This is a genomic window from Cupriavidus sp. GW823-FHT06D04, assembly GCF_058795055.1.
In genome coordinates, this window is sequence record NZ_JBXAHL010000040.1 from 14,757 (window position 1) to 28,957 (window position 14,201).

The window sequence follows — 14,201 nt, forward strand, 5'->3', positions numbered from 1 at the left end:
GACCAGTGTCGAGGTCATGAGCGTTGCCGCTACCAGCGCGCCGGCGAGAGCTTTTTTCATAAGATGGTTCCTAAGAAAGGGGGAGGGGATTACTAGGCACGCGCCAGCACTTCGCGCACGTACCGGTCCTGCCAGTCGGGATGCCCGGAGGCGTAGTGGCGGTCGAGCACTTCCTGCGCATAGCCGTCCGAGCGCAGCATGGCGACCATTTCCCTGTTGAACGCGGTCTGCAGCATCCGGCTCTGGGTCCTGGTGGTCCAGTAGTAGTCCCGATTCGGTACCGCCTCGGCAATCAGCTTCACTTGGTCGAGGGTGAGGCCGAACACGTCGCAGTACAGCTCTTTGCTGGTGACGGCCTGGCTGTTGGGCAGGTAGAGGATGTTGGCGATGTTGTCCTTAAGGATTTCGAAGTCGGCCACGCGGGCAACCTGCTGCAGCGATTGCGTCGCCATCCAGATCGCGCCGTTGAGCTTTCGGATCGTAACGACCCACGTCTCCAGGCGAGCGTAGAAGCGCGGGTTGGTGAAGAAGAAGCCGGCTTCCTCCACCTCAATGATGGTGTAGCGTGTGCCGCCCATCGACTGGCTGATGCGATAGAACGCATAGTCCATGAAGAGGGCCGCGGCGCGCGGGAAGTTGCTGAACAGGTCACCCATCTCAATCGACAGGTCGTCACTGACTTCGAAGGCGTCCTCGACGTGATCGAAGAAGTGCCCGTACTGTCCGCCCTGCACCCAGATCTGAAGGCGCTCGCGCAGCGAAGCGTGCAGCTGCGTGCAGAGGTTCGAGAGCGTCCAGCGTTCGCGCGGGAAGCGCGCAAGGATCTGCACAGCCTGATACAGGTCGGTACGTTGTTGCGGCGTGACCCGGAACTCTTCATCCTCGATGGCGAGCACCAGCCAGTCGGTGACGTAGGCGTGGTTGTCCGGGTTGCCCAGCAATGACAGCGGATTGGTCTGCGTGGCGCCCTGGAAGCGCCCGGTCACGTCGACGAACTTGCCGCCGGCCAGCAGCGTCGGAATCCGGGTCGAGCGGTCCTTGTCGAAGCGGATGCGCCGCGCCCCCTGGCGGCCCGCCTGCGTGACGAGGAAGTTGAGCATGACCGACTTGCCTGCACCGATGGGCCCGAGCACGAGCAGATGGCCGTTGCCACCCGGCTGGTGGAGGTCCACCCGTTGGGCGGTGCGATGGCGCGTCGGCAGGCAGGTCAGGGGCGGTGTTTCCACGCCAGACAGGTTGGTGAGCCAGTTGTTTCGGGTCGGGCCGGCCCACACCGAGCGCAACGGGGCAATGTCTGAGACGGCCGGCGTTTCCACGAACTGCAAGCGGCGCTGCTTGTCCCAACGGCCGGGCAGGGTGCTGTTCCAGGCGGGCAGCAGATTGGCCTTCTCGCGGATCGGGCCGAAGCCAGCGTTAGTGATGGCGCCCACCACCTCGCTCACGGCATCCTCGCAATCGACCTCGGTGTCGCCGTAGACAATCACGGAAATATTGACGAAACCGTGTTGCCGCCCTTCGGCGGTCAGGCGGCGCAGTGCATCGCCCGCTTCGGCTGCCAGTTGCTGACGGCCCTCGTCGTTCTCCGCTTCCTCCTTGGCGGCCATCTGCTTGACGACCGACCAGAGGTTGAAGCTCGCCATCTTGTAGAAGCGGCGGATCTTCTCGATATAGTTGGTGGCCTTATGGGTGTCGAGGAAGCGATAGAGAATGCAAATATCCAGTTCGACGTCGAGTTGCGTAAGCACGTCGAGCGCCGCTTCCTGGAATCCCATCCATTCCTTGACGGCCACGATGGCGGCAAAGCGCTTGCCGTGGGCCGATTCGAAAAGCAGCTTGTCCGAGCCGCTGGTGACTTCCGACTCGGTCAGATGCGTGTCCAGCAGCGTCACAGGGAAACGCACGCGGCGCGGCGGCACGGTCGGATTAGCGGTCTGGTGTAGGGCCCCGAGGCTGTCCTGCATCGACAGGCGCGACAGGCCGAGCCTGCTCGCGCCCCCGGCGAAGGCATCGAGCATCGATTCGAAGCGCCTGGCGTCCGCCTCAGTGCGCTGCAGGTCGAAGGCGAAGGCATTGCGGGCCAGCAGCACGTCCTTGGCGGTCTCGAACGCAGCGACGGCGAAGTTCTTGGCGCCCACCGTCATGTGGTAGGCCATGCGCTCGAACACCTTGTCGATGCCGTTCTCTGGCGTGTAGGCCAGGGCGAGCGAGTGCGAGTTCTGGAAGTACCGGCCGCTGGCCATGTTCGCGCGGTTGAGCGCATCGAGCCGGGCGTCAGACGCGGCGGGGAAGGTGCCGCCAATATACTCGCGGGTACGACGGTGGCGCAGGCGCCACCACGCGGTCACACGGCTGTCGAAGCTGCGGCAGGCCTGGTCGAGTTGGTCGCGGGCCGAGGACACGTCGTGCGTGTTCGGGCTGTCCGCGTCGATGCCGTCGAACTCATAGGTGGCCAGCAGCGAGCCGTCCTTGTTGAGCACCAGGTCGGGGGTGACAAGCGTCATCCACGGCGCGATTTCTTGGATGGGGCGGCGTGTCAGCATGGCAGGTCGCTATCGAAACCGTAGGGGCGGCGAAAGCGCGGGCTGAGCTTGCCATGCCACGGCGTCGACTCGTACACATCGCCGTAGTGGTTGTAGACGTTCAGCACCAGGTTCCACCACGGGTCACTGGTGGTGAGCCAGCGCAGGAAGAAATGGACGCACAGGCCGAACAGGAAGAAGCCGGCCACCGTCCAGAAGCCGCCCGTGTAGGTGGCGTAGCACAGCAGGGCGGTGATCGTACCGTTGGCAATGGCGAGCCCGCGGACAGCCCCGCCGAGCATACGGGGCAGGGAGAGCGAGCGGCTGACGGCGTGCTTGCGCATGGACGGTCAGCAATACTGGGTGAGACCCATGTTCTTGGCGATTGGGATGGCCGCTGCCGCCAGGCCGATGCCCATGATCGCCGTCATGACGACTTTAACGATGGTCGATTCAGAATTGGCAATGCCAATGGCGCCCAGGATGATGACCACCACGCCGATCACGAAGAGGACAGGGCCGCTGACCAGAGCCTGGATCGAGCAAATCATGTTGGTCAGGCCGCTGAACATGCCGAGATCGGCGGCGAAGGCGCTTTGCGCGCACAGGAGCATCGCGGCGGCCAACAGCAGTTCAGTGTGCTGGCTACGGGTGCGGGCGGCGCTGAGTGGCATTCCCGGTTGCGGATTGGATCGGAACATGTGGTTAAACTCCGGTTAGAAAACGCGATTGACGACGTAGTCGCTGTGTTTGAAGCCCTGGATCTCCAGGATCTCCGATACGTGCCGCATCTCGCCGGTGCGGCGCAGATGCAGGACATAGTGGAAGCATTCGGCAATGAGCTTGCGCATGTCGTCCAGCTCCCAGCGTGAGCCGGCCGGGATGCCGACCATTGCCAGGCTCTCCAGCCGCGACAGGGCCGAGCGGGCGTTGTTGGCGTGCAGCGACGCCATGCCGCCGTCATGACCGGTGTTGAGCGCCTGCAGCAGATCGAACGCCTCGCCGCCGCGTACTTCGCCAACGAGAATGCGGTCGGGACGAAAGCGCAGCGACAGGGCGACCAGCTGCTGGGTGGTCACGCGGGTGTCGGCGTTGGACAGCAGGCGCACCTTGTTGGGCACCGCCAGCTTCAGTTCCATCGTGTCCTCGATGGACAGCACGCGCTCGCTGTGGGGGATCTCGGCCACCAGGGCATTCAGGAGCGTCGTCTTCCCCGACGACGTGCCACCGGCAACCAGGATGTTCTTGCGCTGCACGACGAGCTGGGTGAGCGCGGCCCTAAGCCCTTCGTCTTCCACTGGGCCGTCGAAAATTGGCACTTCGTCGGCGGTGTTGCGGGCCACGCGCGCGGAGAATGCGCCCATCTCCACATAATCCGCCAGCGACAGGTTCTTCTCGCGATGGCGGCGGATACTGAGGGCGTTGCCGTCCATGGCGGTGGGCTGCATGACGGCAGCAATCCGCATGCCCTTGTAGCCGGCGTTGATGATGCCCTGGTCGGTGCCGCGCACTGCGGACTTTTGCACCGAGGCGGCCAGCGCCCGCACCGCGCCTTCGAGCATGGCCGGATCGAGCCGGATATCGAGCTGGAGCAACTCTCCGTGGCGTTCAATCCAGACGCTCTCGGCATGATTGATCATGACCTCGGCAATGTCCGGCGCTTCGACGTACGTCTTGATGGGCCCAAGCGCCTCGAAGAACATCGCGACCGCGCTCGCTTCGAGCTGGTCGAACTGCAGGGGAGAGTGTGCGGCGGATGCAGACATGCCGCTATTGTTCTCGTTTGGCGTGCGCGTGTGCGGGCAAAAGGTATGCGATTTTCGTGAGCTTTCACCGGCCCTAAGGGAGTCATGAGGAAGCCGCGGCAGACAACTTATGGGGCGAGCACATGAGTCCACCCTACTAGCGATAACAGAGCGATTTCGATCGCGTTATTGCAAATAGGGTGGACTCATGTGCTCGGGGGTAGATGACAGCAACCGGGAGTGCAGGTCAAAGACAAGCGACACCGATGAAGGTGATCACTGACATGGAGTCTCATCGTTAGTGATTTAAGAAAAATTGAAAGCTGTCGAAAATCGCGTATCTTTTGCGGCGCAGTGAGTACCGATTCGCTGGTTCAATAGGCGGCATCCAAACAGGTGCCGCATGCCACTGTTCTCCCGCCGCAACGAATCCAAGAAAGTTCTATCACCCGCGCCGGGCATGTACGCCGGCGAGGACGTCACGCAATTCCTGTTTGACCGCACCGCTCGCGTGATGGTCGAACGCAATCACTGGAAGCTGGCGACGCTTGTGGCCGCTCTGGTGGCCGTGGCAGCCGTGATGACACGCCAGCCACCGGAGCCGGTGGTGCGCGTGGTAGGCGTCTCGGCCGATGCGAACGGCAAGCCGGTGGCGCGCGAACTGGACGCGTACCAGCCCCAGGCGCTGGAGATCAAGGTCGCCTTCAAAGACGTGGTCACGCGCATGTTCACCATCGAGCCGGTGCTCACGCCGGAGATCGAGGATTCCCGCATCTTCCAGAACATCAACGGCGTGAAGAAGCAGATGGTAGGCGCGGCGCGCAAGCAGTTCGAGGACTGGCTGTCCGAAGACGCACCGTTCCGTGCCATCGCGCAAAGCCCGTCGCTGGTGCGCGAGGTCCAGATCACCAACATCGCCTTGCTGCCGGACAACACCGTCGCGGTGGAGTTCGTCACGTCCACCCGGGACGAAGGCTCGAAGCCGCGCAGGCAGCGTTACGCGATGACCTTCCGCTATCAGATTGACCCGCCGAAAAGCGACGCTGCCCTGACCTCGAACCCGTTTGGCATCTATCCCGTGTTCTTCAGTATCCAGAAGTCCGCCGCCTGAGTTCGCCACCGAAGCCATGTCCCAATCCCTGCGTTCCAAACTTTCCGTCGTTGTCCTTGCTGCGGTCCTTTGCCTGATGCTGTCGGCAGGCCCGGGCTTCTCGGCCGACAAGCCCTCGCGCAAGGCGCCGCCGCCGTTGCCGATGCTCGGCATCGGCGACATGGCCGACGCGATGAACCCGATGAACCCATTCAACGGCGGGGTCGAGCCGGTGGCGTTGCCCGGCGACTCGCGCCTGGTGGTGTTCCCCTACAGTGCTGATCAGATCTTCCGCGTGCTGACGGCGCCGCTCAAGGTAACGACCATCGAATTTGCCGCCGACGAGCAGATCGTGGGCGAGCCGGCCTGGGGCGAGAATGTCCGCTGGAGCTTCGAGACCGACGGCGCAAACCACCTCTATGTGAAGCCGAGCGGAGCGGGGCTGGTCAACACGCTGTCGGTCAACACCAACAAGCGCAGCTACGAATTCACGCTGGTGTCCTCGCCATTGGGCGGCATCTTCTATCAGAAGGTGCGCTTCCGGGTGCAACAGCCGTTTGGTGCCAAGGCGAAGGCACGTGCCGATCAGGGGCCGGAGGCGGGTGACGCTGGTGCCGCCACGCCCGATGCAGTGGCCGTGTCCCCGGACAAGATGAACTTCGACTATCACGTTTCTGGTAGCGCGAACTTCAAGCCCGAGACTGTGTTCGATGACGGTAAGGCGATCTGGATGCGCATGCCGAAGTCGGCCGACTGGCCGGTGGCGCTGGTTAAGGACGGCAGCGATTACGTGGTGGCGAACTTCATCCGGCGCGGCGACTTCCTCGTGTTGCAGCGCATGGCCGAAGAGGTGGCGCTGCGCTCCGGCGATACCGAAGTGACGGTGCAGCGCGGCCGCCGGCGTTTCCTGGGCCTGTTCTGAGCGAGTCGCATACCGTGAAACAGCAGCCCGTGACCGACGTCTCCGACGCTAAAGAGCGCCTCACCAGCGGCAAAGTGCCGCGCAATATCGTCATGACGCTTGGCGTGGTCGCCGCGGTCGTGGTGGGCACGCTCGGGTATTTCTATCAGAGCGGCATGGAGTCGGACCTAGCCAAGGAAGCCGAAGAGAAGAAGGCCAAGAAGCTGCAGGAGCGCACCAGCAACCCGGACAGCGGCGGCCTGGATCAGCTCATCCGCCAGCAGCAGGACGAGGCGCGCAGGCTAGCCGATCTGCAGAAGGGAGAAGGCACCAAGGCCGAGCCGGCCGGCAAGGCGCCGGTCATGACCGCGAAGGATTTCGTACAGCAGTCCACGACCTCGCCGGCGGGCGAGCTGGCGAAGGCGAACGACATGGATACCGTCATGACGTCGCCGATCTTCAAGACGGACGGCAAGGCCATGCGGCGCGATTCGGGCAGGCGGCAGCCGGATCTGAGCGGCGTGACCGACCCAGCGCAGATGCGCGCCCAGCAGCAGGCCGCCGTCGCCGGCATGGGCGGCGGCACGGCTTACGGAGCTGGCATGGGCGCGGGGGCCGTGGGCGGGACCGACCCCGGCCCGCAGTCGAGCGACACTCAGTTCCTGCGCGGCGCGGCGGCCACGACTTTTACCCGCACCGGGTTCGCCGGCAAGCTCGCGCCCTGCACGGTGAGCCAGGGCTTCGTCATCCCGGCTACCTTCGTGGGTGGCCTGAACTCGGACAAGCCGGGGGAGTTTCGCGCGACGGTCACCAACGACGTGTACGACACGGTGCACGGCAACTGCAAGGCGATTCCGGCCGGCTCGACGCTGGTCGGCACGTACAGCAGCGACATTGCCATCGGGCAGGAGCGCATCCTGGCCGCTTTCGTGCGCATGCAGCTGCCCAACGGCAAGTGGGTGCCACTGCTCGGCATGGGCGGGGCTGACCCGAATGGCTACGCGGGCATCAGCGGCGATGTCAACAATCATTTCTTCAAGATCTTCACTGGTGCCCTGATTATCGGCGTGCTGGAACAGCGCTTTAACGAGACGGCGACGGCCACGACGGCCGGCCCCAGCGGCATCACCACCTACGGCAATACCGCCGGGCAGGTCGCTGCGCAAACAGCGCAGACGATGCTGAACCGCAACCAGAACATCCGCCCGACCATCACGACCAAGCCTGGCCAGAAGATGATGGTGCAGGTCAAGCACGACATCGTGCTGGAGCCTTACCGTGACTAGCCGGGTAAGACGACTTGCCTTGGCCGCTCTGCTGGCGCTGACCATGACTGGCGTCGGTGCCCAGACCATCGAGGCGATGGTGAGCCCTACTACCGTGCTGGTGCGCGAAGGCGCGGCAGCGCGCATGGTGTCGTTGCCGGGAAAGCCCGTCCTCTACTGCGGGCTGAATCCATTTCTCGGCTGGTCGGCGCGGTTGATTGGCGCGGCGCTGCGTCTGGAGCCGGGCAAGGAGCCGGAAGTCGAAGCACACGGGCAGCGACTGGCGTTGACCACAGTGCTTGCCCGCGACGGCTGGCTGCGCCCCGAGCGGCTGGATGACGGCGCGCAGGTGGCGCTGGTCGAGCGCCGCGGTGGCTGGGCGTGCGCGCCCAAGGTCGAAGCGTTCGCGCAAATGAGCACCAAGGTCGATCCGCGCATCCTGGCCGGCATCGCCATGAACGAGTCAGCCTATCGGGGGCGGCCGTGGCCATGGACCCTGAATGTCGCCGGGCGCGGCATGTTCTTCGCCTCCCGAGAGGACGCGCACGCCGCGATCGAGCGCCTGCTTGCCGCCCGGCGTTGCGACTTTGACGTGGGGATCATGCAGATCAACTGGTGCTACCACGGCAAGCGCTTCGCGTCGGCATGGGACGCGCTAAGTCCCGCAACCAACATCGGCGTGGCCGAAGCGATCCTCATTGACAACCTGCAGCGCAGCGGCTCTGCGATGAAGGCCGTCGCTTGGTACCACAGTGCCAATCCGGCGCGCGGCGGCCCGTACTTTGCCCGATTCCTGAATCACTTCCAGCAACTGAAGGCCCCTCAACCATGATGAAGCCGCTTCTGATCTCCGTGCTGGCCCTGGCGGCGAGCGGCGCTGCCGTCGCGGCGGACACCGATCCGCTGGACTTCGACTATCAGGTGGTGGCGCGTGCGAGCGACCGCCCGGCCCTGATCTTCAACGATGGCTTGTCCACCTACATTCAGCCGCGTCGCGGTCAGGCCGTGTCGGCAGACGGTGCGCAGCAAAGCGGTCCGTACTGGGTGATCGACGGCGTTCCAGATGTCTTGCGGTACTCGGTCAATGGCCAGACGGTTGAGGCGCGCTGGAAGCGCGCCAATGGCTTCACGTCCGAACCGGCGAACCCAACCGGCGACCTTCCGCGCAGCCTCGCTAGCATCTCCGGTCGGCTGGCAGTGATCGGCGAGTACACCACGCTGGCTGTGGTGCGTGCAGGGCGGTCGTCGCTGCCTCTGGCGCAGATGATTAAGTCCATCGCCCCGGCGGGCTGGACCGGCACGGCGCAGAAGGACATTCCGCTGACCGAGGATGTCACGGTTGAACTGAACGGCGGCGAGAACTGGCTGCAGGCGCTCTCACGCGTACTCGAGCGTCGCAGCCTTTACGCCGAAGTGGACTTCACCCGGCGCAATATCGCACTGCGTACCGTGCCCCCGAAGAGTTTCTCGGTGGTGGGCGAGCCGTCGAGCGGGCCAGCAATTGCCGAAGCGCTCCAAGCCTCAGCTGCGGCAGCGGTTGCAGCGCCAGCAGCAGCGCCGTTGGCGACAGCCGGCACGCCGTTGCCAGAGGGCCATACCCTGGCCTCTGCATTCGGCGCGGTGGCGATCCGTGACAACAAGCAAGGCCGGATCGAGATCAAGTTCGAGCAGGAGCCCAGGGACCTGGGTCTGCGCGACGCGTCTGATAGCAAGATTTGGACGAAGTGGGACGAAGCTCAGCGCGTCCTGTCGTTCGCGACGGTTGACCAGTTCACGGCGACGGCGGGCGGGAAATCCGTGGAAGTGAAGCGCACCCCGGAAATTGCCTATGAGTTTTCCCGTCAGAACAGCGCCGGGCTGGATATGGTCTTCGAGAAGGACGGTGCCACCTACCTGAGCTTTGCCAAGTCGATGTTGAGCGTTACCGTGTTCGGCGATGACCACCAGCGCAACGGTGAGCAGAAGGACCGCTATTACAAGTTCGACGGCATTGCCGCGCGCCTGACAGTGATCGCCGACGGCAACGTGGTCTATGTGGATCGCGTGCCGCAAGTGCGGTTCAAAGAGCAGCCTGGAAAGGTGGCGCTGTGATCCGCACGACGATCGGAGCGTTGCTGGCCTCGGCCTTGCTGGCCGGTGCAGCCCAGGCCGACTGTCTTGACGATGCCGCAGTCTTCCATGGCGTCAGCTCGCCCCTGTTGCGGAGCATTGCGATGCAGGAGTCGGGAATGAAGCCGTGGGTCACGAACCGCAATGCCAACGGCTCCGAAGACATTGGTCTCATGCAGATCAACACGATTCACCTCCCGCGGCTCGCCAGGTACGGCATCACGCGTGCCCACCTGTTTGACGGCTGTACGAATGCCTACGTCGGTGCGTGGATTCTGCGCGAGAACATCCAGCGCTTCGGCCCGACCTGGAAGGCGGTCGGTGCCTACAACGCGGCATCGCCCGACAAGCAGTTGCGGTACGCCAACCAGATTCATGCGCGGTGGCAGGCGCTGCAACGCGCTGCCTTGCGGTAGTTCCTTCAGATCAATCGGAAGCCTAGCTATGTGCCAATCCAACCGAACCCTCCGCATTGCCGTCACCGCGGCGTCGCTACTGAGCGGCTTGAGCCTCGCGCCGGCAGTGCATGCCTCGCAACTGTCGAGCGACGGCTGGCAGCAACTGCAGCCGGCGCGGATCAACAAGGCAGCAATCGACCAGACATTGCTGGCCGCGAATACGTCCTCGCTGACCGCAGCATCGGTCCAAACCAATACGCCGGCATTGGCAGTTGCCGCTTCGGGCGGCGCTCCAGTGGTCGGCGATGTGTTCCGCCTTGTCAAAGGGCAGGCGCTTCAACAGCAGCTTCAGAGCTGGGCCGCCAGGGCGGGCTGGACAGTCGCATGGAATGTTCCAGACGGCTGGATCGTGCCGGGCGACAAGGACTACGGGAGCGACTTCGAAGGCGCTGTGAAGCGCGTTGTCGAGGAGCTGGCCAGCAACGGTGCAGACGTGGTGGGGGATAGCTGGCGCGGCAACCGCACGGTGATCATCAGCCAAAACGGAATGGTGCAATGAAGATGCAAAGCAAACGTTATACCGCCGCTGCCGTGGCGACCGCCACGCTGCTATCAGGATGCGGCGTGATGGAGACGCGCAATGTGCAGAACGCCATCGGCAGCGAGGCGCATGCGCGTTACGCCGACGCGCCTCGCAGTCGCCCTGTGTTTCGGGTGCATGAAGGCGCCTGGTTGCTGGGCGAGAAGATCCGCGCCAGCAAGCCTCAGCCGGACATCTACGGCAAGCATGTGACGTTCAAAGGCACACTTGGTTCGTTGAACGAAGCCGTCAACTGGATCGCGCAGAGCGTCGGCGTGCGCGCGACTCTGGATGTGTCGGCCGTTGCGTCGGCAGCCGCCGGTACGCCGGCGCAGCCTGCTGCCGCGGTACGGCCAGGCGGTCCAATCCCCATGGGCGGAGCGCCGCGTGTGGTCGACCTCGCCGCACCATTGGGCAGCGTGTCTGCTGGCCCGGCCGCCAGTATCGCCTCGGTTATGCCGTTGACGTTGCGGTACGAGGGCAACTTCAAGGGCTTTCTGGATGCCGTTGAGGCCCATTTCGGTGTCTGGTCCCGCTACAACGACGGCACGGTGACGTTCTTCAGGACGGAAACTCGGACTTTCATGCTGCCGAGCCTTGCCGACGCCTCGTTGATGAACGGATCGATCACAACGTCAGACAGCAGTTCTGGCGGGATGGCAGGCGCTTCAAGCAATGGCGGGAGTGCTGGCGGCAGCGGCGGCAGAAGCGGGCAGTCGATGAGCATGTCCATCGAGATGAAGCCTTGGGAAACCCTCCAGACCACCGCGAAGGCAGTCGCCGGCGCGAGCGCTGAGGTCGTTGTTGACAAGAACCTTGGCACCCTGACGGTCACTGGCGACCCCGTGCAGTGCGATCGCATTGAGCAGTTCGTGAAGAGCCTGGCAGCCATGTATGGGAAGCAGGTGGCCATCGATGTGCAGGTCTACGACGTCCGCGTGACGCGGGAGGACAACTATGGTCTGAATCTCTCGCTCGCCTACCAGAGCTCCAGTGGCGGCACCGGCGTATCGTTCAATTCGGCAAGCATGCCGGCAGTTTCTGGCAGCGCCTCGCCCATGAACCTGGGCGCGACGATCATGAGCGGGCCGTTTGCTGGCAGCAAAGCCGTGGTCCAGGCGCTTTCGACGCTTGGCAATGTGTCGCAGGTGGTGTCGCGCTCGGGCGTTACGCAGAACGGCAAGGTGCTGGCGCTGCAGACTGCAACCCTGCAGGACTATGTCTCGCAGTCGCAAACGACGCTCGCCTCGAATGTAGGTTCCACCAGTTCGATCCAGACCGGCACGGTGACTTATGGCTTCACCAGCAACTTCCTGCCCAAGGTCGTTGACGGACGAATCCTGATGAACTTCGACATGACGCTGTCCGACCTGCTGCCGCTGGAGCGGTTCAACTCGGGCGGGACCTCGAACCAGACCAGCGTCCAGCTGCGCACCATGCCGACCAATCGGTTCACACAGTCGATCACCCTGAAGCCGGGCGAATCACTGGTGCTGACCGGGCTGCGCAACCAGAAAGTGACGACGACCAATAACGGGATTGGCGAGCCCTGGATGGCAGCGCTCGGCGGCGGGGTCGGCGCGAGCAAAGGCGACACGGTTATCGCGATCGTGATCTCGGCCCGCCTGCTGTAACACAGAGACCACACCATGCAGAAACTCGCATTCAATCTTCGTTGGGCTCCGCCCGCGCTGGCTGTTGCCGCAATCGTTGGCCTGTCGGCATCCTTCTCGGCCAACGCGCTGCCGGCGACGTCGAACCCCGTCTCGGCGGCGATCGCATCGGCTGGGGGCGGCGCGGTGACGTTGCAACCGGCCTCCGCCCCGGCGGCGCTGGCCAAGGCCGACACGGCGACAACTGGCGCCGGCAGTGCCGCTACCGCCGCGATGGCGGCAACGGTGGCCGAGAGTACCCAGCCGTCGCGCCCTTCCGACGCCTCGGAGCTGGCGGTGTTGCAGTCGCAGATTGCCCTATGGAAGGCACGCGCCGAGATCGCCAAGTACAAGGCGGAAGTCAGGCGCGCGGAGGACTCGCTGGCGGCCGCGCCCGCGGGCGTACCCGCGCCGCCGGCAGGGGGGGCGCCCTCGATTTCGTTGGCTGGCCCGATGCCGTCGGGCGGCGTCGCCGAACGGGGCCCGCGGCTTGCCTCGGAAGCGCCCCGACTGATCTCGTTGCGCGCTTTCGATGGTCACTACAACGCCTTGATGGATGTCAACGGGCGCACAGTTCCGGTCCAGGCTGGCGACACGCTGGATGGCGGCTGGAAGGTCGTGAGCATCGACGACGGTGGGGTAAAGCTTGCCAACGGGAAGCGCGTGCGCGCTCTGAGGCCCTGAGCCATGGCGGAGATCCTGTCATTCCCCGGGCTGAAAGGCGGCTTCGCCATCGGGCTGTCCTGGCAACACGAAGAGGAGCAGCCGCGCAAGAGCGCCCTCCGAGCGAAAGCGCTGGAGCTTGGCCGCAACGTGCGTTGGGGCGTGGTGCATCAAAGCGCGGAAGGTGCCGTTCAGAGTGGCTTCTGCGAAGCCATCGCCGGCGCGAAGCCGGCCGCCGTGAAGCCGCTGGCCGCCATTGTGGCCGGCCAGCACCGTCAGCCATGGATGGGGCTCTTTCACCTGCACGGCAGCCGGTACTGGTACATCGCGGTCCGGCAGGGTCATGCGGTCATTGCTGGTGGTGATCGGGTTGGCTCGCTGGAAGAGCTGACCGCACTCCGCGAGCGGCATCGTGCCTTAGGGGACTGGACGGAAGTCGAGGGCACGCTGCGCGATCTCGCGAGCATGGCGCGCGCGTCGAAGGGTGTGTCGGTACTGCGAGATGTCCAGTCCGGCCCATGGAAATCGGCCGCCTATCCGGTCGCTGCAGTCGCTGGCGTGGCCGCCCTTCTCGCGGGTGGGTGGTACTGGTATGACCAGAAGCAGGAGGCCGAGCGCGAGGCGCAGCTGATGCGCCAGCGTGCGATCGTCGCCGCGCAGCGCGCCAATGAAGCTGCCCGGCAACAGGCGTTGCCTTGGGTGGAAGAGGCTGCGCCGACGGCTTTTCTGCAGGCGTGCCGGCGGGCGTGGGACAGGCAGGTCCTCGCGGACGCCGGGTGGACGCTCGCCACCTGGCGCTGCAAGCCTGCTACCACGACGACCCTGACAATCGAGACCGGCTGGAAGCGGGATGGCGGGGTGGCCGCCAATGCCCCAGGCGTGCTTTCGGCGGACGGCAATCAGGCGAACGCCACGGCGAATGCGCCGGCTGTCTTCCTGCCATCCTCGCGCGCGGTCAACGCGCCTTCCGTGGCGCAGCGGTCGATGTGGACGATTGCGCAGGGCAACGGCTTGAGCTTGCAACTGACCATGCCGCCCGCGCTGCTCCCTGCAGACGGAAAGTCCCCGGCTGACCCGTGGCTGGCAATGTCGGCGGACATCGGCTTCGGCGCACCGCCATGGCTGGGCGCCGGTGAGGGCCTGGACGCTGTGGCCGGCTTGCGCCTGACGGAAGTCAGCTATGAAGCGGCCGCCCAGGCATGGAAGGGAACCGGGAAGCTGTACGCAATGCGGGACAGCGCGTCGCTGCCCGCGAGGAATTGATGATGCTTGCGACTAT

Annotated in this window: 14 protein-coding genes; 10 read left to right on the forward strand and 4 right to left on the reverse strand. The window is 64.6% G+C overall.

All coding sequences use genetic code 11. From position 1 onward, the window contains the following. Positions 1–92: 92 nt before the first annotated feature. From AC1Q7H_RS32740 to AC1Q7H_RS32755, 4 genes are read right to left on the reverse strand one after another with little or no spacing between them, the layout of a single operon-like run. Positions 93–2,540, reverse strand: a complete 2,448-nt coding sequence (locus tag AC1Q7H_RS32740; protein ID WP_492316515.1) for a VirB4 family type IV secretion system protein — start codon at positions 2,538–2,540, stop codon at positions 93–95. Next, a complete protein-coding gene (locus AC1Q7H_RS32745) occupies positions 2,534–2,863 on the reverse strand; it encodes a conjugal transfer protein (RefSeq protein ID WP_492316516.1) in 330 nt (109 codons plus the stop codon). The genes AC1Q7H_RS32740 and AC1Q7H_RS32745 overlap by 7 nt, the downstream gene beginning before the upstream one ends. Before the next feature lie 6 nt (positions 2,864–2,869). Beyond that, positions 2,870–3,220 carry a TrbC/VirB2 family protein gene (locus AC1Q7H_RS32750; protein WP_492316517.1) on the reverse strand — a complete coding sequence of 117 codons (351 nt, stop codon included), beginning with the start codon at positions 3,218–3,220 and terminating at the stop codon, positions 2,870–2,872. Positions 3,221–3,235: 15 nt separating this feature from the next. Next, positions 3,236–4,285, reverse strand: a complete 1,050-nt coding sequence (locus AC1Q7H_RS32755; RefSeq protein ID WP_492316518.1) for a TadA family conjugal transfer-associated ATPase — start codon at positions 4,283–4,285, stop codon at positions 3,236–3,238. A gap of 382 nt (positions 4,286–4,667) precedes the next feature. Between AC1Q7H_RS32755 and AC1Q7H_RS32760 the strand changes: the two genes are divergently transcribed. From AC1Q7H_RS32760 to pilO2, 10 genes are read left to right on the forward strand one after another with little or no spacing between them, the layout of a single operon-like run. Then, entirely contained in the window at positions 4,668–5,375 is a 708-nt protein-coding gene (locus AC1Q7H_RS32760; RefSeq protein ID WP_492316519.1) for a VirB8 family type IV secretion system protein, read from the forward strand. A gap of 16 nt (positions 5,376–5,391) precedes the next feature. After that, complete coding sequence (locus tag AC1Q7H_RS32765; RefSeq protein WP_492316561.1) at positions 5,392–6,276, forward strand: TrbG/VirB9 family P-type conjugative transfer protein; 885 nt, start codon at positions 5,392–5,394, stop codon at positions 6,274–6,276. A gap of 14 nt (positions 6,277–6,290) precedes the next feature. Next, positions 6,291–7,541, forward strand: a complete 1,251-nt coding sequence (locus AC1Q7H_RS32770; protein WP_492370397.1) for a TraB/TrbI/VirB10 family type IV secretion system protein — start codon at positions 6,291–6,293, stop codon at positions 7,539–7,541. A gap of 43 nt (positions 7,542–7,584) precedes the next feature. Next, the gene (locus tag AC1Q7H_RS32775; protein ID WP_492316562.1) at positions 7,585–8,352 is read left to right on the forward strand and encodes a lysozyme family protein; all 768 of its coding nucleotides are present in this window, start codon (positions 7,585–7,587) and stop codon (positions 8,350–8,352) included. Further along, complete coding sequence (locus AC1Q7H_RS32780) at positions 8,349–9,611, forward strand: TrbG/VirB9 family P-type conjugative transfer protein (RefSeq protein ID WP_492316521.1); 1,263 nt, start codon at positions 8,349–8,351, stop codon at positions 9,609–9,611. Before AC1Q7H_RS32775 ends, AC1Q7H_RS32780 begins: the two co-directional genes overlap by 4 nt. Further along, complete coding sequence (locus AC1Q7H_RS32785) at positions 9,608–10,045, forward strand: lytic transglycosylase domain-containing protein (protein ID WP_479944807.1); 438 nt, start codon at positions 9,608–9,610, stop codon at positions 10,043–10,045. Before AC1Q7H_RS32780 ends, AC1Q7H_RS32785 begins: the two co-directional genes overlap by 4 nt. Before the next feature lie 28 nt (positions 10,046–10,073). Beyond that, complete coding sequence (locus tag AC1Q7H_RS32790; RefSeq protein WP_479944806.1) at positions 10,074–10,586, forward strand: toxin co-regulated pilus biosynthesis Q family protein; 513 nt, start codon at positions 10,074–10,076, stop codon at positions 10,584–10,586. Beyond that, a complete protein-coding gene (locus tag AC1Q7H_RS32795) occupies positions 10,583–12,241 on the forward strand; it encodes a type II secretion system protein GspD (RefSeq protein ID WP_492316522.1) in 1,659 nt (552 codons plus the stop codon). Before AC1Q7H_RS32790 ends, AC1Q7H_RS32795 begins: the two co-directional genes overlap by 4 nt. Positions 12,242–12,256: 15 nt before the next feature. Further along, on the forward strand, positions 12,257–12,943 hold the full coding sequence (gene pilP, locus AC1Q7H_RS32800; protein ID WP_492316523.1) for a type IV pilus biogenesis protein PilP: 687 nt from the start codon (positions 12,257–12,259) through the stop codon (positions 12,941–12,943). Positions 12,944–12,946: 3 nt separating this feature from the next. Then, complete coding sequence (pilO2, locus tag AC1Q7H_RS32805; RefSeq protein WP_492316524.1) at positions 12,947–14,185, forward strand: type 4b pilus protein PilO2; 1,239 nt, start codon at positions 12,947–12,949, stop codon at positions 14,183–14,185. The last annotated feature ends 16 nt before the right edge of the window (positions 14,186–14,201 follow it).